This window comes from Geodermatophilus sp. SYSU D00663, from assembly GCF_054050655.1.
In genome coordinates, this window is record NZ_JBJGZT010000001.1 from 147,719 (window position 1) to 169,657 (window position 21,939).

Below are 21,939 nucleotides of genomic sequence, written 5' to 3' on the forward strand. Positions count from 1 at the left end.
TCAGAGGTCCTTACCGGTCCGCCGCGACACCCGGATGTTGCGGCCTTCCTCGTCCTGGCGGTAACCGACCCGGGTCGGCGTCCCCTCGGAGTCGATCACCATCACGTTGCTGACGTGGATGGGAGCCTCCTGGGTGACGATGCCGCCCTGCTGCGCGCCCCGCTGGTTCGAGCTGATGCGGGTGTGCTTCTTGACGCGGCCGACGCCCTCGACGAGGACCTTCTGCAGCTTGGGGTAGGCGGCGATCACGCGACCCCGGGCGCCCTTGTCCTTGCCGGACAGGACCACCACGGTGTCGCCCTTCTTCACCTTCATGCCCGGCGTCTTGGCCGGCGGGGTCTTCTTGGCAGCCATGGTCAGAGCACCTCCGGGGCGAGCGAGATGATCCGCATGAAGCGCTTGTCGCGCAGCTCGCGGCCGACGGGACCGAAGATGCGCGTACCGCGCGGGTCGCCGCTGTCGCGGATGATCACCGCGGCGTTCTCGTCGAAGCGGATGTAGGAGCCGTCGGGACGACGACGCTCCTTCCGCGTGCGGACGACGACGGCCTTGACGACGTCGCCGCGCTTGACGCCGGCACCGGGCAGCGCGTCCTTGACGGTCGCCACGATGACGTCGCCGATGCCGGCGTAGCGCCGCCCGGACCCGCCGAGCACCCGGATGCAGAGGATCTCCTTCGCACCGGTGTTGTCGGCGACCCGGAGCCGCGACTCCTGCTGGATCACGTCCTACTCCCAAATCTCAGTGGTGACAGCCGGGCCGGAACGGTGAACCGGCTGTCCGGTACCCACGCGCGGACGCACCGGCGACTGATGCCGCCGGTGCGTCCGACACGGGTACCGGGATGTGGCGCTCACCCGGAGGGGCGCCAGTCGTCCAGGGTACCCGGTCCCGCGACCCGCCCCGCAGGGCGTGGGTCACAGGGCCCGCGGACCCCCGACGGGTGTTACTTGGCCTTCTCGAGGACCTCGACCAGCCGCCACCGCTTGGTGGCCGACAGCGGCCGGGTCTCCATGATCTGCACGCGGTCACCGATGCCGGCGACGCCCTGCTCGTCGTGGGCCTTCAGCTTGCTGGTGCGACGGATGACCTTGCCGTAGAGGCCGTGCTTCACGCGGTCCTCGACCTCGACGACGATGGTCTTGTCCATCTTGTCGCTGACCACGAGGCCCTCGCGGACCTTGCGGTAGCCGCGGCCGGCCAGGCCGGGGCCGCTGGCGACAGCGGTGTTCTGGGGCTCGCTCATGCCACACCCTCGTTCGGGGCGACCGAGAGACCCAGCTCGCGCTCGCGCATGATCGTGTAGATCCGGGCGATGTCGCGGCGGACGGTCTGCAGTCGCCGGTTGTTGTCCAGCTGGCCGGTGGCCACCTGGAAGCGCAGGTTGAACAGCTCTTCCTTGTGCTCACGCAGCCGCGTGGCGAGCTCCTCGGCCGAGAGCTCGCGCAGCTCCGGGGCGGTCAGACCGGCGGCCATCACACCTCTCCTTCACGCGTGATGAAGCGAGCCTTCATGGGCAGCTTGTGGATGGCGCGGCGCATGGCCTCGCGGGCCACCGACTCCGGGACACCCGACAGCTCGAACATGACGCGGCCCGGCTTGACGTTGGCGACCCACCACTCCGGGGAGCCCTTGCCGGAACCCATGCGGGTCTCGGCCGGCTTCTTGGTGAGCGGGCGGTCCGGGTAGATCGTGATCCAGACCTTGCCGCCACGGCGGATGTGCCGGGTCATGGCGATACGGGCGGACTCGATCTGCCGGTTGGTCACGTACGCCGGCTCGAGGGCCTGGATGGCGTACTCACCGAAGTTGATCGCCGTGCCGCCCTTGGCCCGGCCGGAGCGGTCCGGGTGGTGCTGCTTGCGGTGCTTGACGCGCCGGGGGATCAGCACGTGTCAGCCCTCCGTGTTCTCGGTCGCGGTCGTCTCGGCCGCGGCGGTCGCCTCGGGGCCGGCGGCCTCGGCGACGGTCTGCTCAGGCGCGACCTCACCCGAGGTCACGGCCACGGTGCTGTCGCCGGTCTCCGGACCGGTCGACGTCTCGGCGGCGGCGCGGCCGGCCTCGGTACCACCGGCGGTGGTGCCGCTGGAGCCCGACCGGCGGGGGCGCTGCGGGCGCTCCCGGCGCTGCTGCCGGGCGGCGAGGGCCTCGAGGGCCTCGCGCTCGGCACGCGAGCCGCTGACGTCGCCCTTGTAGATCCACACCTTCACGCCGATGCGGCCGAAGGTGGTGCGGGCCTCGTACAGGCCGTAGTCGATGTTCGCCCGGAGGGTGTGCAGCGGCACGCGACCCTCGCGGTAGAACTCCGACCGGCTCATCTCGGTGCCGCCCAGGCGCCCGGAGCACTGCACCCGGATGCCCTTGACCTGCGGGCTGCGCTGGGCCGACTGCATGGCCTTGCGCATGGCGCGGCGGAAGCTGACGCGGCTGGACAGCTGCTCGGCCACGGCCTGGGCCACGAGCTGGGCGTCGGCCTCGGGGTTCTTGACCTCGAGGATGTTCAGCTGCACCTGCTTGCCGGTGAGCTTCTCCAGCTCGCCGCGGATGCGGTCGGCCTCGGCGCCGCGGCGGCCGATGACGATGCCCGGCCGGGCGGTGTGGATGTCGACCCGGACCCGGTCACGGGTGCGCTCGATCTCCACCTTCGAGATGCCGGCGCGCTCCATGCCCTTGGTCATGAGCTTGCGGATGGCCACGTCTTCCTTGACGTAGTCCTTGTACAGCTTGTCGGCGTACCACCGGGACTTGTAGTCGGTGGTGATGCCGAGGCGGAACCCGTGCGGGTTGACCTTCTGACCCACTAGCGGGTCCCTCCCCTCGTGTTGGAGCGCTGCTGCGTGCCCTGCTGCTGCGTCGCCGGGCCGGACTGGCCGGTGCGCCGGCGGGCGGTGCGGGACTTGCCGGCGAGGTCGGCGCTGGAGCCGACCTCGCTCACCTCGACGGTGATGTGGCTGGTCCGCTTGTTGATGCGGTAGGCGCGGCCCTGGGCGCGCGGCCGGATCCGCTTCATGGTCGGGCCCTCGTCGACGTAGGCGGCGCTGACGACGAGCGCGGCCGGGTCCAGCCGCAGGTTGTGCTCGGCGTTGGCGACGGCGCTGGCGACGACCTTGGCCACCGGCTCGCTGGCCGACTGCGGGGCGAACCGCAGGAGGGCCAGGGCCTCGTCGGTGGGCAGGTAGCGGATGAGGTCCACCACCCGGCGTGCCTTCATGGGGGTGACGCGGACGCCGCGGGCGACGGCCCGGGCGACCTGCGTCTCCTCTCCCAGCTGGGAAGTCATCTCAAGTCTCTCTCTCGGGACCGGGCTCAGCCGCGCCGCGACCGGCGGTCGTCCTTGACGTGACCGCGGAAGGTCCGGGTCGGAGCGAACTCGCCGAGCTTGTGCCCGACCATCGCCTCGGTCACGAAGACCGGGACGTGCTTGCGACCGTCGTGCACGGCGATGGTGTGGCCGAGCATGTCCGGGATGATCGTCGAGCGGCGGGACCAGGTCCGGATGACCGTCTTGGTGCCCTTCTCGTTCTGCGCGTCCACCTTCTTGAGCAGGTGGTCGTCGACGAACGGGCCCTTCTTCAGGCTGCGTGGCATGTCTGTCGGACTCCTCTAACCCGCTCAGCGCTTCTTGTTGGTGCGCCGGCGGCGCACGATCAGGGCGTCACTGGCCTTGCGCTTGCGCGTGCGGCCCTCCGGCTTGCCCTTCGGGTTCACCGGGTGGCGACCACCGGAGGTCTTGCCCTCACCACCACCGTGCGGGTGGTCCACCGGGTTCATGGCGACACCGCGGACGGTCGGGCGCTTGCCCTTCCACCGCATGCGGCCGGCCTTGCCCCAGTTGATGTTCGACTGCTCGGCGTTGCCCACCTCGCCGACGGTGGCGCGGCAGCGCACGTCGACGTTGCGGATCTCGCCCGAGGGCATGCGCAGCTGGGCGAAGCGGCCCTCGCGGGCGACCAGCTGGACGCTGGTGCCGGCGGAGCGGGCGATCTTCGCGCCACCACCCGGCCGCAGCTCGATCGCGTGCACGACCGTGCCGACGGGGATGTTGCGCAGCGGCAGGTTGTTGCCCGGCTTGATGTCGGCCGAGGGGCCGCACTCCACCGTGTCGCCCTGCTTCAGGCGGGCCGGCGCGATGATGTAGCGCTTCTCGCCGTCGGCGAAGTGCAGCAGCGCGATGCGGGAGGTGCGGTTCGGGTCGTACTCGATGTGCGCGACCTTCGCCGGCACGCCGTCCTTGTCCGCCCGACGGAAGTCGATGACGCGGTAGGCGCGCTTGTGGCCGCCGCCCTGGTGGCGAGCGGTGACCTTCCCGTGGACGTTGCGCCCGCCGCGACCGTGCAGCGGCCGGACCAGCGACTTCTCGGGGTGGTCGCGGGTGACCTCGGCGAAGTCGGCGACGCTGGAGCCACGGCGGCCCGGCGTCGTCGGCTTGTACTTGCGGATAGCCATTGCTGACTCGGTTCCTCTGTCTCTGGTCCGGCGGTCCGGGCTCAGGCGCCCGGGCCCCCGAAGATCTCGATCCGGTCGCCGGGCGCCAGCGAGACGATGGCCCGCTTGGTGTCCTTGCGCTTGCCGAGCTTGTTGCCCCGGCTGCGCTTGCGCTTGCCCTGGCGGTTGATGGTGTTCACGCCGAGGACCTTCACGTTGAAGACCTGCTCGACCGCGATCTTGATCTGTGTCTTGTTGGCCTCGGGCAGCACCACGAACGTGTACTGGTTCTCGTCCAGCAGCCCGTAGCTCTTCTCCGAGATGACCGGCGACAGCAGGACGTCCCGGGGGTCGCGGACGCTCACGCCTTCTCCTCGGTGGTGTCGGTGGCCTCGTTCTGCTCGAGGTCCAGGTCGGTCGTGCCCTCGGCCGGCTGGATGGACGGGATGGCGCCGGGGATGTCCGGCGTCGTCAGGTCCGGCTTGGTCAGCGAGGTGCCGCCCTTGCCGCCGCTGCCGCTGTGCGGGCCGGCGACGAACTCGGCCAGCGCCGTCTCGGTGAAGACCACCTCGTCGCTGACCAGGACGTCGTAGGTGTTGAGCTGGCCGGCCTCGATCAGGTGCACGCGCGGCTCGTTGCGCAGGCTCACCCAGTTGAGGACGTCGTCGCGGTCGAGGACCACGAGCACCCGCTTGGCACCCGTCACGGCGTCGAGCGTGGCGATGGCCGCCTTGGTCTTCGGGGCGTCGCCGTCGACGAAGGTGGTGACGACGTGCACGCGGCCGGCGCGCGCCCGGTCGGAGAGGGCGCCGCGCAGGGCGGCGGCCTTCATCTTCTTGGGCGTGCGCTGTGAGTAGTCGCGCGGCTGGGGGCCGTGGACCGTGCCACCGCCGGCGAACTGCGGCGCGCGGATCGAGCCCTGCCGGGCACGGCCGGTGCCCTTCTGGCGGTACGGCTTGACGCCACCGCCGCTGACGGCGCCGCGCGTCTTGGTCGCGTGCGTGCCCTGGCGGGCCGCGGCCAGCTGGGCGACGACGACCTGGTGCATGAGCGCGACGTTCGCGTTCGCGTCGAACAGGTCACCGGGCAGCGTGACGCTGCCGGAGGTCTCCCCCGCCGGCGTGCGGACGTCGACCTGGCGGTCGGCGCGCGCCGCCTCGGTCGCGGTCGACTGGGTCACTGGTTGTCACTCCCCACGGGGCCACCCTTGACGGCCGAGCGGACGAGCACGAGGCCGCCCTTCGGGCCGGGGATGGCGCCCTTGATCAGAAGCAGGCCGCGCTCGGTGTCCACCTTGTGGACGGTGAGCGAGAGCGTCGTGGTCTTGACCGCACCCATGCGGCCGGCCATCTTCAGGCCCTTGAACACGCGGCCGGGGGTGGAGGCACCGCCGATGGAGCCGGGGTGCCGGTGCTTGCGCTGGGTGCCGTGGGCGGCACCGAGGCCACGGAAGCCGTGCCGCTTCATGACACCCGCGGTGCCCTTGCCCTTGCTGGTCCCGATGACGTCGACCTTGGCCACGCCGTCGAACACGTCGACGGTGAGCTCCTGGCCGGTCGTGTACTGACCGGCGTCCTCGGTGCGCAGCTCGACCACGTGGCGGCGCGGCGTCACGCCGGCCTTGGCGAAGTGGCCACCCTCGGGCTTGTTCACCTTGCGGGGGTCGATCTCGCCGAAGCCGAGCTGGACGGCCGAGTAGCCGTCGACCTCGGGGGTGCGCACCTGCGTCACCACGTTCGGGCCCGCCTTGACGACGGTCACCGGCACGATGCGGTTGTTCTCGTCGAAGACCTGGGTCATCCCCAGCTTCTCGCCGAGGAGCCCGCGGAACGTACTCGCCATGACTGGACTCGGTTCCTTACTGGATGTTCACGTCGACCGAGGCCGGCAGGTCGATGCGCATGAGCGCGTCGACCGTCTTCGGCGTCGGGTCGAGGATGTCGATGAGCCGCTTGTGCGTGCGCATCTCGAAGTGCTCGCGCGAGTCCTTGTACTTGTGCGGCGAGCGGATGACGCAGTACACGTTCTTCTCCGTCGGCAGCGGCACCGGGCCGACGACGCGCGCACCGGTCTTGGTCACCGTGTCGACGATGCGCCGCGCAGAGGCGTCGATCGCCTCGTGGTCGTAGGCCTTCAGCCTGATGCGGATCTTCTGTCCCGCCATCGCTGTCTCTCGCTCCTGCCGATCGCTGTTCTGCTAGCTGGGGAACGCCGGGTGCGTCCGGACGTCATCCGGTCCGGCCCCAGCGGGGAGGGTGGCGGTGCACACACGCAGCACGCACACCCGGGGACGGGCGGCGGCGCAGGGGTGCGCCGCCGCCCGTCGGGTGTTACTTGAGGATCTTGGTGACGCGACCGGCGCCGACGGTGCGGCCACCCTCACGGATGGCGAACCGCAGGCCCTCCTCCATGGCGATCGGCTGGATGAGCTCGACCGTCATCTCGGTGTTGTCGCCCGGCATGACCATCTCGGTGCCGGCCGGCAGGGTCACGACGCCGGTGACGTCGGTCGTCCGGAAGTAGAACTGCGGACGGTAGTTGTTGAAGAACGGCGTGTGACGGCCACCCTCGTCCTTCGAGAGGATGTAGACCGACCCCTCGAAGTTGGTGTGCGGGGTGATCGAGCCGGGCTTCACGACGACCTGGCCGCGCTCCACGTCCTCGCGCTTGATGCCGCGCAGCAGCAGACCGACGTTGTCGCCGGCCTGGCCCTGGTCGAGCAGCTTGCGGAACATCTCGACGCCGGTGACGGTGGTCTTGGTCGACGACGGGCGGATGCCGACGATCTCGACCTCCTCCGACACCTTGACGATGCCGCGCTCCACGCGACCGGTGACGACGGTGCCGCGACCGGTGATGGTGAAGACGTCCTCGACGGGCATGAGGAACGGCTTGTCGATCTCACGCTGCGGCTCGGGGATCGCCGTGTCGACGGCGTCCATGAGCTCCATGAGCTTGTCGCCCCACTCGGCGTCGCCCTCGAGGGCCTTCAGCGCCGAGACGCGGACCACGGGGACGTCGTCGCCCGGGAACTCGTACTCGGACAGCAGCTCGCGGACCTCCAGCTCGACGAGCTCGAGGATCTCCTCGTCGTCGACCATGTCGGCCTTGTTCAGCGCCACGACGATGTAGGGGACGCCGACCTGGCGGGCCAGGAGGACGTGCTCCTTGGTCTGCGGCATCGGGCCGTCGGTCGCGGCGACCACCAGGATGGCGCCGTCCATCTGCGCCGCACCGGTGATCATGTTCTTGATGTAGTCGGCGTGCCCGGGGCAGTCGACGTGCGCGTAGTGACGGTTCTCCGTCTGGTACTCGACGTGGGCGATCGAGATCGTGATGCCGCGGGCCTTCTCCTCGGGCGCCTTGTCGATCTGGTCGAAGGCCGACGCCTCGTTGAGGTCCGGGTACTTGTCGTGCAGCACCTTGGTGATCGCCGCGGTCAGCGTGGTCTTGCCGTGGTCGATGTGCCCGATGGTGCCGATGTTGACGTGCGGCTTGGTCCGCTCGAACTTGGCCTTGGCCACTGGGTTCCTCTCCTCGTGGTCTCGCGTCGTGCGCGGGAACTCTGGGGTGGGCTTGCTGGGGGTGCCGGGCGGGGACGTACCCCGCCCGGCGGGTCACTCGCCGGTGGCCTTGGCGATGATCTCCTTGGCCACGTTCTGCGGGACCTCGGCGTACGAGTCGAACACCATGGTGTAGCTCGCCCGCCCCTGGGTGCGGCTGCGCAGGTCGCCCACGTAGCCGAACATCTCCGAGAGCGGGACCAGGGCCCGGACGACGCGGGCGCCGGAGCGCTCCTCCATCGCCTGGATCATCCCGCGCCGGGAGTTCAGGTCGCCGATGACGTCACCCATGTAGTCCTCGGGCGTGACGACCTCGACGGCCATCATCGGCTCGAGCAGGGCCGGGCTGGCCTTGCGGGCGGCCTCCTTGAAGACCATCGAGCCGGCGATCTTGAAGGCCATCTCCGAGGAGTCGACCTCGTGGTACTGGCCGTCGACGAGGGTCGCCTTGACGCCGACCATCGGGTAGCCGGCGAGGATGCCGTACTGCATGGCGTCCTGCATGCCCTGGTCGACCGAGGGGATGTACTCCTTCGGGATGCGACCACCGGTCACGGCGTTGACGAACTCGTAGGTCGGGCCGTCGCCGCTGACCTCGAGCGGCTCGATGCTGACCTGCACCTTGGCGAACTGGCCGGACCCACCCGTCTGCTTCTTGTGGGTGTAGTCGACCTTCTCGACCGCCTTGCGGATGGTCTCGCGGTAGGCGACCTGCGGCTTGCCGACGTTGGCCTCGACGCGGAACTCGCGCCGCATGCGGTCGACCAGGATCTCCAGGTGGAGCTCGCCCATGCCGGAGATGACCGTCTGACCGGTCTCCTCGTCGAGGCGGACCTGGAAGGTCGGGTCCTCCTCGGCCAGCTTCTGGATGGCGGTGCCGAGCTTCTCCTGGTCACCCTTGGTCTTGGGCTCGATCGCGACCGAGATGACCGGGGCCGGGAAGGTCATCGACTCGAGGATCACCGGGTTCTGCGGGTCGCAGAGGGTGTCACCCGTGGTCGTCTGCTTCAGGCCGACGACGGCGACGATCTGGCCGGCGCCCACGCCCTCGCGCTCCTCGCGCTTGTTGGCGTGCATCTGGTAGATCTTGCCGATCCGCTCCTTGCGGTCCTTGGTGCTGTTGAGCACCGGGGACCCGGAGTTGAGCCGGCCCGAGTAGACGCGGACGTAGGTCAGCTTGCCGAGGTGCTGGTCGGTCTGGATCTTGAAGGCCAGCGCCGAGAACGGCTCGTCCTCGTCGGCGTGCCGCAGGACCTCGGTCTCGCCGTCGAGGGCGGTGCCCACGATGGCCTCGATGTCCAGCGGGCTGGGCAGGTAGTCCACGACGGCGTCGAGCAGGGGCTGCACGCCCTTGTTCTTGAACGCCGTGCCGGTGAGCACCGGGTTGATCTGCGCGGCGATGGTCGCCTTGCGGATGGCGGCCTTGAGCTGGTCGACGGGGATGTCCTCGCCGCCCAGGTAGGCCTCCATGATCGCGTCGTCGGTCTCGGCGATCGTCTCGAGCAGCTTGTCGCGGTACTCGGCGGCCTGGTCGGCGAGCTCGGCGGGGATCTCCTCGATGGCGTAGTCCTCGCCCATCTTGGTCTCCCCGCGCCAGGTGAGCGCGCGCATCTGCACCAGGTCGACGACGCCGATGAAGTCGGCCTCGGCGCCGATGGGCAGCTGCAGCACGGCCGGGTTGGCGCCGAGCCGCTCGACCATCATGTCGACGCAGCGGAAGAAGTTCGCGCCGGTCCGGTCGAGCTTGTTGACGAAGCACATGCGCGGGACGCCGTACTTCTCCGCCTGCCGCCAGACCTGCTCGGTCTGCGGCTCCACGCCGGCGACACCGTCGTAGACGGCCACCGCACCGTCGAGCACGCGCAGGGACCGCTCCACCTCGACGGTGAAGTCGACGTGCCCCGGGGTGTCGATGATGTTGATGTCGTGGCCGTTCCAGGAGCACTTCGTCGCGGCGGACGTGATGGTGATGCCGCGCTCCTGCTCCTGCTCCATCCAGTCCATCGTGGCCGCGCCGTCGTGGACCTCACCGATCTTGTAGTTGATGCCGGTGTAGAAGAGGATGCGCTCGGTCGTCGTGGTCTTGCCGGCGTCGATGTGCGCCATGATCCCGATGTTGCGGGTCTTGGCGAGCTGGGCCTCGTTGCTGGCCATGTCTCACTCCTCTTTGTCTCTGGTCCGCGTGCGGTGGTCCGGGGGTGGCCCGGCGTCCCCGCCGGCGGGTGCTGGTGGACGGGTGTCACCAGCGGGGGTGCGACTACCAGCGGTAGTGCGCGAAGGCCTTGTTCGACTCGGCCATCTTGTGGGTGTCCTCGCGGCGCTTGACCGCGGCACCGAGGCCGTTGCTGGCGTCGAGCAGCTCGTTCATGAGGCGCTCGGTCATCGTCTTCTCGCGGCGCGCCCGGCTGTACTGGATCAGCCAGCGCAGGCCGAGGGTGGTGCTGCGGGAGGCGCGGACCTCGACCGGGACCTGGTAGGTCGCGCCACCGACGCGGCGGCTGCGGACCTCGAGGGCCGGCTTGACGTTGTCCAGCGCGCGCTTGAGCGTGACCACCGGGTCGGTGTCGGTCTTGGCGCGGCAGCCCTCGAGGGCGCCGTAGACGATCGACTCGGCGACCGAGCGCTTACCGTCGACGAGGACCTTGTTCACCAGCTGGGTGACCAGCGGCGACTGGTAGACCGGGTCGTTGACCAGCGGACGGCGCGGCGCGGGGCCCTTGCGCGGCATGTCAGCTCTTCTCCTTCTTCGCGCCGTACCGGCTGCGAGCCTGCTTGCGGTTGCGGACACCCTGGGTGTCGAGCGAGCCACGGATGATCTTGTAACGCACACCCGGGAGGTCCTTCACGCGGCCGCCGCGCACGAGCACCATCGAGTGCTCCTGCAGGTTGTGGCCGACGCCCGGGATGTAGGCGGTCACCTCGATGCCACTGGTGAGGCGGACGCGAGCGACCTTGCGGAGCGCCGAGTTCGGCTTCTTCGGCGTCGTGGTGTACACGCGGGTGCACACGCCTCGACGCTGAGGGGAGCCCTTCAACGCCGGGGTCTTGGTCTTCTCGACCTTGTCCTCGCGGCCCTTGCGGACCAGCTGGTTGATCGTGGGCATGGGTGGCCTGGATCTCCTACCTGCGCTGGGTCGTGCTGTGGACGGTGCTGCTGTCGTGTCGCCGGTGCCGGTCCTGCCGGGGTCGTCCGCCCGGGTCACGAGCCACTCACCGGTCCCCGCGGTCGGGCGTGTCGCCTTCCCCAGGACCGGCCGGCGGTCGAACCGGACTGGTCGCCCCCCGCGACTCGGCGCCGCCACCTCCGGACACCGTCCTCCGTGGACGGCCCACCGGGGCGGACCCGCGGCCAGGAGGCGGACCTCCGGACACCCAGGCGCACCGCGAACGGGAGCAGGCCCAGGGCACCCTGGGCACGGCTGACCACGATACCCGCGTGCTGGGAGGCGGTCAAAGCCGGGTCCCGGGAGCCGAGCGGGCAGGGTCTGCCTGCCACCCGGGCCCGTTCGACGGGGACAACGACGCGGCGCTGCCGGCCATTCCCGGCCGCCGCGGGGACCGTGCCGCACGGCCCCGGGGGAGGTCGCACCATACCGCGGCCGGGGCCGCGCGCCAGGGGACGTCGCCCGGGAGCGCGACCGCGCCTCCGTTCCCCGGTGGGCGCGCGACTGTCGGACCCTGCCCCTACCGTCGGTCCCAACGAGACCACTCACCGCTACGGAGGTCCTGGTGCTGATCGACACGGCGCGCGAGCTCAAGGCGCGGCTGTCCGCGCGCCTGGCCGAGGGCTTCCCCCCGGTCCGGGCCAGCGACCTCGGCGGCCGCGTGTGGACGCGGCCGGCCATCGGGCTGGCACCCGTCGCCCCCGGGCGGGTGCACCTCGCGATCCGCGTGGCGGCCGAGGACGACGCCCGGGTGCTGCTCACCGACCTCGACGACGTGGTGCGAGCCGAGATCGACGTCCGGGTGACCGGGCCGATAGTGCCGCTGTCCTCCCCCACCCCGGCGGAGCTGCAGCGGCGCACGCGCCCGCTGCACCCGGGACTGTCGGTGGCCCACCCGGCCGTCACGGCGGGGACGCTGGGCGGCTTCGTCCGGGTGGAGGGGCGGCTGGCGATCCTGTCCAACAACCACGTCCTCGCCGCCAGCGACGCCGGGGCGGTGGGGGACGCGGTGCTGCAGCCGGGGCCGGCCGACGGCGGCGTCCCGGCCGACCGGGTGGCCACGCTGACCGCCTTCGAGCGCTTCACCGAGGGGCGCAACAAGGTCGACGCCGCCGTCGCCGTCCTGGACGCGGGCGTCGAGGCCGAGCCCGGCCGGCTCCCCGGCGGCCCGCTGGCCGGCACCGTGGCCGACGGGCTGGAGGTGGAGCCGGACGAGGAGGTCGAGAAGGTCGGCCGCACCACCGGGCACACCCGCGGGCGGGTCACCGCGGTGGAGGTCGACGGGGTCGCCGTCCAGTACGACGACGGCGTGCACGTCTTCGACGACCAGATCGAGATCGAGGGCCTGTCGGGGCCGTTCTCCGCGGGCGGGGACAGCGGCTCGGTCATCTGGCGCAGTGCCGACCGCGTCCCGCTGGGCCTGCTGTTCGCCGGCAGCGACCAGGGCGGCCGCAACGGCGCCGGGCTGACCTTCGCCAACCCCCTGTCGACCGTGCTGGCCACCCTGGGGGCGGAGTGGGTCGCCTCCTGACCTCCTCCTGAGGTCGTCCCCCAGGTCAGGGGGATGTCGCTCCGGGCGGGAACGAGGCACCATGGGGAGGTGACCGAGCCCGCACGGCCGTCCGGGACCTCCCTCGTCCCGGGCACCCGGCGCGCGGGCGTCAGCGAGGAGACCTCGTGACCGACCGTGCCGCCGCCCGCGCCGCCAAGGGCGTCCTCGCCGACCAGCTCTCCGCCCAGCCGGGGGTCGTCGGCATCGGCCTGGCCCGGCGGGACAGCGGCTACGTCGTCAAGGTCGACGTCGCCGACGCCGACGCGGCCGGCTTGGTCCCCCGCGACGTCGACGGCGTCCGGGTCGTCACCGAGGTCGTCGGCGTCATCCGCCCGCTGCGCAGCCGCACCGCCTGAGCCCCCGGGCCCGCCCGCGCGCACCCGCTACGGTCGCCGGAGGCGCCGACGCGGGCGCCGCCGACCAGAGGAGTGCAGGTGCGCATCGGCATCCAGGCCAGTTACGCGGGGGGTTTCCAGGAGACGGCGGCGGAAATCGTCGACCTCGAGGCCGCCGGGCTCGACCTCGCGATGTGCGCGGAGGTCTACACCTTCGACGCCGTCAGCCAGCTCGGTTACCTGGCCGCCGTCACGCAGCGGGTCGAGCTGATGAGCGCGATCCTGCCGATCTACAGCCGGACGCCGGCCCTGACGGCCATGACCGCGGCCGGCCTGGACTTCGTCTCCGGTGGGCGGTTCACCCTGGGCCTGGGCGCCTCCGGCCCGCAGGTCATCGAGGGCTGGCACGGCGTCCCCTACGACGCCCCGCTGCAGCGCACCCGCGAGGTCGTGGAGATCTGCCGGCAGGTGTGGCGCCGCGAGCGGCTCGTGCACGAGGGGCCGAAGTACACGGTGCCGCTGCCGGCCGAGCAGGGCACGGGCCTCGGCAAGCCGCTGAAGCTGATCAACACCCCGGTGCGCGAGCGCATCCCGGTGATGCTCGCCGCGCTCGGCCCCAAGAACGTGGAGCTCGCCGCCGAGATCGCCGAGGTCTGGGAGCCGATCTGGTTCATGCCCGAGCGCGCCGACGACGTCTGGGGCGACTCGCTGCGCGCCGGGAAGGCCAAGCGCGACCCCGCGCTCGGGGACCTGCAGGTCATCTGCGGCGTCCCGGTGGCGATCGGCGAGGACGTCGACCACCTGCACGACCTGGTGCGGCCGCAGCTGGCCCTCTACGTCGGCGGCATGGGCGCCCGGGGGAAGAACTTCTACAACGACCTCGCCCGCCGCTACGGCTACGAGGAGGCCGCCGGGACCGTCCAGGACCTCTACCTGGACGGGAAGAAGGACGAGGCGGCCGCGGCGCTGCCCGAGGAGTTCGTCCGCAGGGTGTCGCTGATCGGGCCGGAGTCCTACGTGGCCGAGCGGGTGGCCGCCTACGCGGAGGCCGGTGTCACCACCATCGCGCTGCAGCCCCTGGACGACAGCCGTGAGGGCCGGCTGCGGACGGTGGAGACCATGCGGAAGCTGGCCGACCGCTAGGCCGGTGTTGCGTCACGTGACGCAGCCGCTCCCCTGACACGCGGAAGGGCCCCGCAGATCTCGCGATCTGCGGGGCCCTTCTCACGTGAGGTGCTGGAACGGCCTCCCTCAGGGGCCCGCCGTGAGCGTGCGAACGGTGGGGAGAGGGAGGTCCTTCGTCAGCCCCGCCAGTCGTACTCCTCGAGGCGCACGGCCTCACCGGAGCCCGACCCGAAGACGTCCGGGCTGTAGTACTGCCCGTCGTCGTACCCGGCCATCGTGTAGACGGCGGCGCGGGCCTCCTCGGTCGGCTCGACCGTGATGTTCCGGTAGCGGCTGATGCCCGTACCCGCCGGGATCAGCTTGCCGATGATCACGTTCTCCTTGAGGCCGAGGAGCGAGTCGCTCTTGCCCTGGATGGCGGCGTCGGTGAGCACCTTGGTCGTCTCCTGGAAGGAGGCGGCCGACAGCCACGACTCGGTGGCGAGCGAGGCCTTGGTGATGCCCATGAGCACCGGGCGGGCCGAGGCCGGCTCGCCGCCCTCGGCGACGACGCGGCGGTTCTCGGTCTCGAACAGCGTCCGCTCGACCAGCGCGCCGGGGAGGAACTCCGTGGCGCCCGAGTCGATGATGGTCACCCGCTTCAGCATCTGGCGGATGATCACCTCGATGTGCTTGTCGTGGATCGACACGCCCTGGCTGCGGTAGACCTCCTGGACCTCGCGGACCAGGTGCAGCTGCACCTCGCGCGGGCCCATGATCCGCAGCACCTCGTGCGGGTCCACCGCACCCTCGGTGAGCTGCTCGCCGACCTCGACGTGGGCGCCGTCCTCGACCCGCAGCCGCGACCGGCGCGACAGCTTGTCGTAGACGACCTCGTCGGAGCCGTCGTCCGGGGTGATGGTCAGCTTGCGGAACTGCTCGCCGTCCTCGATCCGGACGGAGCCGGCCAGCTCGGCGATCGGGGCCTTGCCCTTGGGGACGCGGGCCTCGAAGAGCTCCACGACACGCGGCAGACCGTGGGTGATGTCCTCACCCGCGACACCACCGGTGTGGAAGGTGCGCATCGTCAGCTGGGTGCCGGGCTCACCGATCGACTGGGCGGCGATGATGCCGACCGCCTCGCCGACGTCGACGAGCTTGCCGGTGGCCAGCGACCGGCCGTAGCAGGTCGCGCAGGTGCCCAGCAGGGACTCGCAGGTCAGGACGCAGCGGACCTTGACCTCGGCGACGCCGGCGTCGACCAGCTGGCCGATCAGCACGTCACCCAGGTCCTGGCCGGCCTGCGCGATCAGCGTGCCGTCCTCGGCCACCACGTCGGCGGCCAGGGAGCGGGCGTAGACGCTGGTCTCGACGTGCGCGTCCCGGGTCAGGACACCGTCGACGACGGTCGCGATCGGCATGACCACGCCGCGCTCGGTGCCGCAGTCCTCCTCGCGGATGATGACGTCCTGCGAGACGTCGACCAGCCGGCGGGTGAGGTACCCGGAGTCCGCGGTCCGCAGCGCGGTGTCGGCCAGACCCTTGCGCGCACCGTGCGTGGAGATGAAGTACTCCAGCACGGACAGACCCTCCCGGAAGTTGGCCTTGATCGGCCGCGGGATGATCTCGCCCTTCGGGTTGGCCACCAGGCCGCGCATGCCGGCGATCTGGCTGATCTGCATCATGTTGCCTCGGGCACCCGAGTTGACCATGACCCAGACCGGGTTGGTGGTCGGGAAGTTGTCCACCATCGCCTGGGAGACCTCGGCCCGCGCGCGGGTCCAGATCTCGATCAGCTCGCCGCGGCGCTCGGCGTCGGTGATGACACCGCGCTCGTACTGCCGCTCGATGCCCCGCGCCTCGGCCTCGTGCCGGTCGAGGATCTCCTGCTTGGCCGGCGGGGTGACGACGTCGTCGATGGCGATCGTGACGCCCGAGCGGGTCGCCCAGCGGAAGCCGGCCGACTTGAGGGCGTCCAGCGTCGCCGCGACCTGCACCTTGGGGTAGCGCTCGGCGAGGTCGTTGACGATCGCCCCGAGCTCCTTCTTCGGCACCTGGTAGTTGACGAAGCGGTAGTCCTCGGGCAGGGCCTCGTTGAACAGCACGCGGCCCAGGCTGGTCTCGACCAGCGCCGGGGCACCCGGGGTCCAGTCGGCGGGCTGCTCCCACGCGGGGTTGACCTTGCCGTTGTCGACGCCGAACACCTCGTCGAGGCGGATCAGCGCCCGCTCCTGCAGGCCCAGGGCGCCCTTGTCGAACGCCATGATCGCCTCGGCGGTCGACCCGAAGGCCGCCGGCCGGCCACCGTCGGCCTCGTGCCGGCTCGGCACCAGGGTGGTCAGGTGGTACAGGCCCAGCACCATGTCCTGGGTCGGCGCGGTGATCGGGCGACCGTCGGCCGGGCTCAGGATGTTGTTGCTGGACAGCATGAGGATGCGGGCCTCGGCCTGCGCCTCCGCCGACAGCGGCAGGTGGACCGCCATCTGGTCACCGTCGAAGTCGGCGTTGAAGGCCGTGCAGACCAGCGGGTGGATCTGGATGGCCTTGCCCTCGACCAGCTGCGGCTCGAAGGCCTGGATGCCCAGGCGGTGCAGCGTCGGCGCCCGGTTCAACAGCACCGGGTGCTCGGTGATGACCTCCTCGAGCACGTCCCACACGACGGGACGGGCGCGCTCGACCATGCGCTTGGCGGACTTGATGTTCTGCGCGTGGTTGAGGTCGACCAGCCGCTTCATGACGAAGGGCTTGAACAGCTCCAGCGCCATCTGCTTCGGCAGGCCGCACTGGTGCAGCTTCAGCTGCGGGCCGACGACGATGACCGACCGGCCGGAGTAGTCGACGCGCTTGCCGAGCAGGTTCTGGCGGAACCGGCCCTGCTTGCCCTTGAGCAGGTCGCTCAGGGACTTCAGCGGGCGGTTGCCCGGGCCGGTGACCGGACGGCCGCGGCGGCCGTTGTCGAACAGCGCGTCCACGGACTCCTGGAGCATCCGCTTCTCGTTGTTCACGATGATCTCGGGCGCGCCGAGGTCGAGCAGCCGCTTGAGCCGGTTGTTCCGGTTGATGACCCGGCGGTACAGGTCGTTCATGTCGCTGGTGGCGAAGCGGCCACCGTCGAGCTGCACCATCGGGCGCAGGTCCGGCGGGATGACCGGGACGCAGTCCAGCACCATGCCCATGGGCGAGTTGCGGGTCTGCTGGAACGCCGCGACGACCTTCAGCCGCTTGAGGGCCCGCAGCTTGCGCTGGCCCTTGCCGTTGCGGATGGTCTCGCGCAGCGAGGCGGCCTCGGCGTCGAGGTCGAAGTCGGCCAGCAGCTTCTGCAGGGCAGCGGCACCCATGCCGCCCTCGAAGTACTCGCCGAACCGGTCGCGCAGCTCCCGGTACAGGCCCTCGTCGGCGATGAGCTGCTTGACCTCGAGCTTGCGGAAGGTGTCGAGCACCTCCTCGAGGCGGTCGATCTCCCGCTGGGCGCGGTCGCGCAGCTGGCGCATCTCGCGCTCGCCGCCCTCGCGCACCTTGCGGCGGACGTCGGACTTGGCGCCCTCCGCCTCGAGCTCGGCCAGGTCGGCCTCGAGCTTCTGCTGGCGGGCCTCGACGTCGGCGTCGCGCCGGCTCTCGAGGTTGTGCTTCTCCGCGCTGATCTCGGCCTCGATGGTCGGGAGGTCGCGGTGGCGCGCCTCGTCGTCGACCGAGGTGATCAGGTAGGCGGCGAAGTAGATGATCTTCTCGAGGTCCTTGGGCGCCAGGTCGAGCAGGTAGCCCAGGCGCGAGGGGACGCCCTTGAAGAACCAGATGTGGGTGACCGGCGCGGCCAGCTCGATGTGGCCCATCCGCTCGCGGCGGACCTTGGCCCGGGTCACCTCGACGCCGCAGCGCTCACAGATGATGCCCTTGAAGCGGACGCGCTTGTACTTGCCGCAGTAGCACTCCCAGTCCCGCGTGGGACCGAAGATCTTCTCGCAGAAGAGACCGTCCTTCTCCGGGCGCAGCGTCCGGTAGTTGATGGTCTCGGGCTTCTTCACCTCACCGTGCGACCACTGGCGGATGTCGTCGCCGGTGGCCAGACCGATGCGGAGCTCGTCGAAGAAGTTGACGTCGAGCACTGAGTGGACCCCTTTCCCGGGGCTCGTTACTGCACTTCTAGTCGTTGGCTGGGGACGCCGGCCGGCCCGTCACGAGGAGGGCCGGCCGGCGGCCGATCACACGTCCTCGACGCTGGAGGGCTCGCGGCGGGACAGGTCGATGCCCAGCTCCTCCGCGGCCCGGAACACCTCGTCGTCGGTGTCACGCAGCTCGATCGCCTGCCCGTCGCCGGAGAGGACCTCGACGTTGAGGCAGAGCGACTGCAGCTCCTTGAGCAACACCTTGAACGACTCGGGGATGCCCGGCTCGGGGATGTTCTCGCCCTTGACGATGGCCTCGTAGACCTTGACGCGGCCCAGGATGTCGTCGGACTTGATGGTCAGCAGCTCCTGCAGCGCGTAGGCCGCGCCGTAGGCCTGCATCGCCCAGCACTCCATCTCACCGAAGCGCTGGCCACCGAACTGCGCCTTACCACCCAGCGGCTGCTGCGTGATCATCGAGTAGGGGCCGGTCGACCGGGCGTGGATCTTGTCGTCGACCAGGTGCAGCAGCTTCAGGATGTAGACGTAGCCCACCGAGATGGCCTCGGGGAAGGGCTCGCCGGAGCGACCGTCGAACAGCCGCGCCTTGCCGGTCTCCTGCACCATCCGGTTGCCGTCGCGGTTGGGGATCGTCGAGCCCAGCAGGCCGATGATCTCCTCCTCGCGGGCGCCGTCGAACACCGGCGTCGCGGTCCGGGTGCCCGGCTCCGCCTGGCGCGCCTGCTCGGGCAGGTTGGCCGCCCACTCGGGCGTGCCCTCGACCTGCCAGCCGGACTTGGCGATCCACCCGAGGTGGGTCTCGAGGACCTGGCCGACGTTCATCCGGCCCGGGACGCCGAGCGGGTTGAGGACGATGTCCACCGGGGTGCCGTCCTCGAGGAACGGCATGTCCTCCTGCGGCAGGATCTTCGCGATGACGCCCTTGTTGCCGTGGCGCCCGGCGAGCTTGTCGCCGTCGGAGATCTTGCGCATCTGGGCGACGTAGACCCGGATCAGCTCGTTGACGCCGGCGGGCAGCTCGTCGCCGTCCTCGCGCGAGAACACGCGGACGCCGATGACCTTGCCGGACTCACCGTGCTTGACCTTCAGCGACGTGTCGCGGACCTCGCGGGCCTTCTCACCGAAGATCGCCCGGAGCAGCCGCTCCTCGGGGGTCAGCTCGGTCTCGCCCTTGGGCGTGACCTTGCCGACGAGGATGTCGCCGGGGACGACCTCGGCACCGATGCGGATGATGCCGCGCTCGTCGAGGTCGGCGAGGACCTCCTCGGAGACGTTCGGGATGTCCCGGGTGATCTCCTCGGCACCGAGCTTGGTGTCGCGGGCGTCGACCTCGAACTCCTCGATGTGGATCGAGGACAGGACGTCGTCCTGCACGAGGCGCTGCGACAGGATGATCGCGTCCTCGTAGTTGTGGCCCTCCCACGGCATGAAGGCGACGAGCAGGTTCTTGCCCAGCGCCATCTCGCCCTGGTCGGTGCACGGCCCGTCGGCGATGACCTGGCCGACCTCGACCCGCTGACCCTCCTCGACGATCGGGGTCTGGTTGATCGAGGTGCCCTGGTTCGAGCGGCGGAACTTCAGCAGCCGGTAGGTCTGCCGGGTGCCGTCGTCGGCCATGACGGTGACGTAGTCGGCGGTCGAGTCCTCGACCACACCGGCCTTCTCGGCCACCACGACGTCGCCGGCGTCGACGGCGGCCCGCAGCTCCATGCCGGTGCCGACCAGCGGCGCCTCGCTGCGCAGCAGCGGGACGGCCTGGCGCTGCATGTTGGCGCCCATGAGCGCGCGGTTGGCGTCGTCGTGCTCGAGGAACGGGATCATCGCCGTCGCGACCGAGGTCATCTGCCGCGGCGAGACGTCCATGTAGTCGACCTGCTCGGGCGACAGGTAGTCGACCTCACCGCCCTTGGTGCGGACCAGGACGCGGTCCTCGGCGAACCGGCCCTGGGCGTCCAGCGGCGAGTTGGCCTGGGCGACGACGAAGCGGTCCTCCTCGTCGGCGGTCAGGTAGTCGATCTGGTCGGTGACGACGCCGCTCTCGACCCGCCGGTAGGGGGTCTCGATGAAGCCGAAGGCGTTGACCCGGCCGTAGGCCGACAGCGAGCCGATCAGGCCGATGTTCGGGCCCTCAGGGGTCTCGATCGGGCACATCCGGCCGTAGTGGCTCGGGTGCACGTCGCGGACCTCCATGCCGGCCCGCTCACGCGACAGACCACCCGGGCCCAGCGCCGACAGGCGGCGCTTGTGGGTCAGGCCCGCGAGCGGGTTGGTCTGGTCCATGAACTGCGAGAGCTGGCTGGTGCCGAAGAACTCCTTGATGGAGGCGACGACCGGCCGGATGTTGATCAGGGTCTGCGGCGTGATCGCCTCGACGTCCTGGGTCGTCATCCGCTCGCGGACGACGCGCTCCATGCGGGAGAGGCCGACCCGGATCTGGTTCTGGATCAGCTCGCCGACGGTGCGCAGGCGGCGGTTGCCGAAGTGGTCGATGTCGTCGACGCCGTGGTCGGGCTCGCCGGCGTGCAGCCGCACGACGTACTCGATGGTGGCGACGATGTCGTCCTCGGTCAGCGTCAGGGTGCCCTGCGGGACCTCGACGCCGAGCTTCTTGTTCACCTTGTAGCGGCCGACCTTCGCCAGGTCGTAGCGCTTCGGGTTGAAGAAGAGGTTCTCCAGCAGCGCCTGGGCGCTCTCCCGCGTCGGCGGCTCGCCCGGCCGCAGCTTGCGGTAGATGTCGAGCAGGGCCTCGTCCTGCCCGGCGATGTGGTCCTTCTCCAGGGTGGCGAGGACGGTCGGCGACCACTGGAAGTGCTCGCGGATGCGGTCCTCGGTCCAGCCCAGCGCCTTGAGCAGCACGGTGACCGGCTGGCGGCGCTTGCGGTCGATGCGGACGCCGACGGTGTCGCGCTTGTCGACGTCGAACTCCAGCCACGCACCACGGCTGGGGATGACCTTGGCGCTGAAGACGTCCTTGTCGGAGGTCTTGTCCAGGGTCTTGTCGAAGTAGACGCCGGGGCTGCGCACGAGCTGCGAGACGACAACGCGCTCGGTCCCGTTGATGACGAACGTGCCCTTGTTCGTCATGATCGGGAAGTCGCCCATGAACACCGTCTGGCTCTTGATCTCGCCGGTGGTGTTGTTCATGAACTCGGCGGTGACGAACAGCGGCGCCGCGTAGGTCATGTCCTTGTCCTTGCACTCCTCGAGGGACGCCTTGACGTCCTCGAAGCGCGGGTTGGAGAAGGACAGCGACATCGAGCCGCTGAAGTCCTCGATCGGGGAGATCTCCTCGAGGATCTCGGCCAGGCCGCCGACGGCGGTCGCCTGCTCCTCGGGCGAGAGGGTGGCGCGCCACTCGGGGCTGCCGACCAGCCAGTCGAAGGACGCGGTCTGCAGGGCGAGCAGATCCGGCACCTCGAGGGGCTCGGAGATCTTCGCGAACGAGACGCGCAGCGGCGCGCCGGGGATCTTCTGCTGGTCGGCCTCTCCGGTGCGGGGGCCGGCCTGGGGAGTCTGGTTCTGCTGGCCGAAGCCGCCGGACTCGGTCGTGCTGGGGGAGATGCTGGTGGGGCGAGAGCCTGCCAAGATGCGTCCTTCCAAGGACCTCACGACGTGCGGGCGGTGGGTGCGGGTTCGTCCTGGGTCGTCGTCGGTGATGGCGGGGCTGTCCGC

Annotated in this window: 22 protein-coding genes; 3 read left to right on the forward strand and 19 right to left on the reverse strand. The window is 70.4% G+C overall.

Annotated features, from left to right (window positions below):
- The 17 genes from rplX to rpsL all read right to left on the reverse strand — a co-directional run bounded on the left by rplX (position 1) and on the right by rpsL (position 11,092).
- Positions 1–354 (reverse strand): 50S ribosomal protein L24, encoded by a 354-nt coding sequence (gene rplX / locus ACI79Z_RS00750; protein WP_456901391.1) that lies wholly within the window; start codon positions 352–354, stop codon positions 1–3.
- A gap of 2 nt (positions 355–356) precedes the next feature.
- A complete protein-coding gene (rplN, locus tag ACI79Z_RS00755; RefSeq protein WP_387987738.1) occupies positions 357–725 on the reverse strand; it encodes a 50S ribosomal protein L14 in 369 nt (122 codons plus the stop codon).
- A 221-nt stretch (positions 726–946) separates the two neighbouring features.
- On the reverse strand, positions 947–1,246 hold the full coding sequence (rpsQ, locus tag ACI79Z_RS00760) for a 30S ribosomal protein S17 (RefSeq protein ID WP_387987740.1): 300 nt from the start codon (positions 1,244–1,246) through the stop codon (positions 947–949).
- On the reverse strand, positions 1,243–1,476 hold the full coding sequence (gene rpmC / locus ACI79Z_RS00765) for a 50S ribosomal protein L29 (protein WP_387987741.1): 234 nt from the start codon (positions 1,474–1,476) through the stop codon (positions 1,243–1,245). Before rpmC ends, rpsQ begins: the two co-directional genes overlap by 4 nt.
- The gene (gene rplP, locus ACI79Z_RS00770; RefSeq protein ID WP_387987743.1) at positions 1,476–1,892 is read right to left on the reverse strand and encodes a 50S ribosomal protein L16; all 417 of its coding nucleotides are present in this window, start codon (positions 1,890–1,892) and stop codon (positions 1,476–1,478) included. The genes rpmC and rplP overlap by 1 nt, the downstream gene beginning before the upstream one ends.
- Positions 1,893–1,895: 3 nt before the next feature.
- On the reverse strand, positions 1,896–2,801 hold the full coding sequence (gene rpsC / locus ACI79Z_RS00775; RefSeq protein ID WP_387987745.1) for a 30S ribosomal protein S3: 906 nt from the start codon (positions 2,799–2,801) through the stop codon (positions 1,896–1,898).
- The gene (gene rplV, locus ACI79Z_RS00780; protein ID WP_456901392.1) at positions 2,801–3,280 is read right to left on the reverse strand and encodes a large ribosomal subunit protein uL22; all 480 of its coding nucleotides are present in this window, start codon (positions 3,278–3,280) and stop codon (positions 2,801–2,803) included. The genes rpsC and rplV overlap by 1 nt, the downstream gene beginning before the upstream one ends.
- A gap of 26 nt (positions 3,281–3,306) precedes the next feature.
- Positions 3,307–3,588, reverse strand: coding sequence for a 30S ribosomal protein S19 (gene rpsS / locus ACI79Z_RS00785; RefSeq protein WP_089402109.1), 282 nt, complete (start codon positions 3,586–3,588; stop codon positions 3,307–3,309).
- 24 nt (positions 3,589–3,612) lie between these two features.
- Positions 3,613–4,446, reverse strand: coding sequence for a 50S ribosomal protein L2 (rplB, locus tag ACI79Z_RS00790; RefSeq protein WP_387987748.1), 834 nt, complete (start codon positions 4,444–4,446; stop codon positions 3,613–3,615).
- A gap of 41 nt (positions 4,447–4,487) precedes the next feature.
- The gene (gene rplW, locus ACI79Z_RS00795) at positions 4,488–4,790 is read right to left on the reverse strand and encodes a 50S ribosomal protein L23 (RefSeq protein WP_100497379.1); all 303 of its coding nucleotides are present in this window, start codon (positions 4,788–4,790) and stop codon (positions 4,488–4,490) included.
- Positions 4,787–5,605 carry a 50S ribosomal protein L4 gene (rplD, locus tag ACI79Z_RS00800; protein WP_456901393.1) on the reverse strand — a complete coding sequence of 273 codons (819 nt, stop codon included), beginning with the start codon at positions 5,603–5,605 and terminating at the stop codon, positions 4,787–4,789. The genes rplW and rplD overlap by 4 nt, the downstream gene beginning before the upstream one ends.
- Positions 5,602–6,267, reverse strand: coding sequence for a 50S ribosomal protein L3 (gene rplC / locus ACI79Z_RS00805; protein ID WP_387987752.1), 666 nt, complete (start codon positions 6,265–6,267; stop codon positions 5,602–5,604). The genes rplD and rplC overlap by 4 nt, the downstream gene beginning before the upstream one ends.
- Positions 6,268–6,283: 16 nt before the next feature.
- On the reverse strand, positions 6,284–6,589 hold the full coding sequence (gene rpsJ, locus ACI79Z_RS00810; protein WP_014742859.1) for a 30S ribosomal protein S10: 306 nt from the start codon (positions 6,587–6,589) through the stop codon (positions 6,284–6,286).
- Positions 6,590–6,755: 166 nt separating this feature from the next.
- Positions 6,756–7,949, reverse strand: coding sequence for an elongation factor Tu (gene tuf, locus ACI79Z_RS00815; RefSeq protein ID WP_387987755.1), 1,194 nt, complete (start codon positions 7,947–7,949; stop codon positions 6,756–6,758).
- A 93-nt stretch (positions 7,950–8,042) separates the two neighbouring features.
- Positions 8,043–10,142, reverse strand: a complete 2,100-nt coding sequence (fusA, locus tag ACI79Z_RS00820; RefSeq protein WP_387987757.1) for an elongation factor G — start codon at positions 10,140–10,142, stop codon at positions 8,043–8,045.
- Between the two features lie 103 nt (positions 10,143–10,245).
- The gene (gene rpsG, locus ACI79Z_RS00825; RefSeq protein WP_075013303.1) at positions 10,246–10,716 is read right to left on the reverse strand and encodes a 30S ribosomal protein S7; all 471 of its coding nucleotides are present in this window, start codon (positions 10,714–10,716) and stop codon (positions 10,246–10,248) included.
- A 1-nt stretch (position 10,717) separates the two neighbouring features.
- Positions 10,718–11,092: a 30S ribosomal protein S12 gene (rpsL, locus tag ACI79Z_RS00830; protein ID WP_012950487.1), complete on the reverse strand. Its 375-nt coding sequence runs from the start codon at positions 11,090–11,092 to the stop codon at positions 10,718–10,720.
- Between the two features lie 625 nt (positions 11,093–11,717).
- Between rpsL and ACI79Z_RS00835 the strand changes: the two genes are divergently transcribed.
- The 3 genes from ACI79Z_RS00835 (at position 11,718) to ACI79Z_RS00845 (ending at position 14,182) form a co-directional block, all read left to right on the forward strand.
- The gene (locus tag ACI79Z_RS00835; protein WP_387987760.1) at positions 11,718–12,683 is read left to right on the forward strand and encodes a chymotrypsin family serine protease; all 966 of its coding nucleotides are present in this window, start codon (positions 11,718–11,720) and stop codon (positions 12,681–12,683) included.
- A gap of 146 nt (positions 12,684–12,829) precedes the next feature.
- A complete protein-coding gene (locus ACI79Z_RS00840; RefSeq protein ID WP_387987762.1) occupies positions 12,830–13,060 on the forward strand; it encodes a hypothetical protein in 231 nt (76 codons plus the stop codon).
- A 78-nt stretch (positions 13,061–13,138) separates the two neighbouring features.
- Positions 13,139–14,182, forward strand: coding sequence for an LLM class F420-dependent oxidoreductase (locus ACI79Z_RS00845; RefSeq protein WP_387987764.1), 1,044 nt, complete (start codon positions 13,139–13,141; stop codon positions 14,180–14,182).
- Between the two features lie 158 nt (positions 14,183–14,340).
- Here ACI79Z_RS00845 and ACI79Z_RS00850 read toward each other — a convergent pair whose 3' ends face one another.
- The gene (locus ACI79Z_RS00850; protein ID WP_387987766.1) at positions 14,341–18,246 is read right to left on the reverse strand and encodes a DNA-directed RNA polymerase subunit beta'; all 3,906 of its coding nucleotides are present in this window, start codon (positions 18,244–18,246) and stop codon (positions 14,341–14,343) included.
- Between the two features lie 96 nt (positions 18,247–18,342).
- On the reverse strand, positions 18,343–21,852 hold the full coding sequence (rpoB, locus tag ACI79Z_RS00855; RefSeq protein ID WP_456901394.1) for a DNA-directed RNA polymerase subunit beta: 3,510 nt from the start codon (positions 21,850–21,852) through the stop codon (positions 18,343–18,345).
- Positions 21,853–21,939 lie beyond the last annotated feature (87 nt).

Coding starts and splice junctions, on each gene's coding strand:
- rplX (WP_456901391.1), bottom strand. CDS start 354: ATGGCTGCCAAGAAGACCCCGCCGGCCAAGACGCCGGGCATGAAGGTG.
- rpsQ (WP_387987740.1), bottom strand. CDS start 1,246: ATGAGCGAGCCCCAGAACACCGCTGTCGCCAGCGGCCCCGGCCTGGCC.
- rpmC (WP_387987741.1), bottom strand. CDS start 1,476: ATGGCCGCCGGTCTGACCGCCCCGGAGCTGCGCGAGCTCTCGGCCGAG.
- rplV (WP_456901392.1), bottom strand. CDS start 3,280: ATGACTTCCCAGCTGGGAGAGGAGACGCAGGTCGCCCGGGCCGTCGCC.
- rpsS (WP_089402109.1), bottom strand. CDS start 3,588: ATGCCACGCAGCCTGAAGAAGGGCCCGTTCGTCGACGACCACCTGCTC.
- rplB (WP_387987748.1), bottom strand. CDS start 4,446: ATGGCTATCCGCAAGTACAAGCCGACGACGCCGGGCCGCCGTGGCTCC.
- rplC (WP_387987752.1), bottom strand. CDS start 6,267: ATGGCGAGTACGTTCCGCGGGCTCCTCGGCGAGAAGCTGGGGATGACC.
- rpsJ (WP_014742859.1), bottom strand. CDS start 6,589: ATGGCGGGACAGAAGATCCGCATCAGGCTGAAGGCCTACGACCACGAG.
- fusA (WP_387987757.1), bottom strand. CDS start 10,142: ATGGCCAGCAACGAGGCCCAGCTCGCCAAGACCCGCAACATCGGGATC.
- rpsG (WP_075013303.1), bottom strand. CDS start 10,716: ATGCCGCGCAAGGGCCCCGCGCCGCGCCGTCCGCTGGTCAACGACCCG.
- rpsL (WP_012950487.1), bottom strand. CDS start 11,092: ATGCCCACGATCAACCAGCTGGTCCGCAAGGGCCGCGAGGACAAGGTC.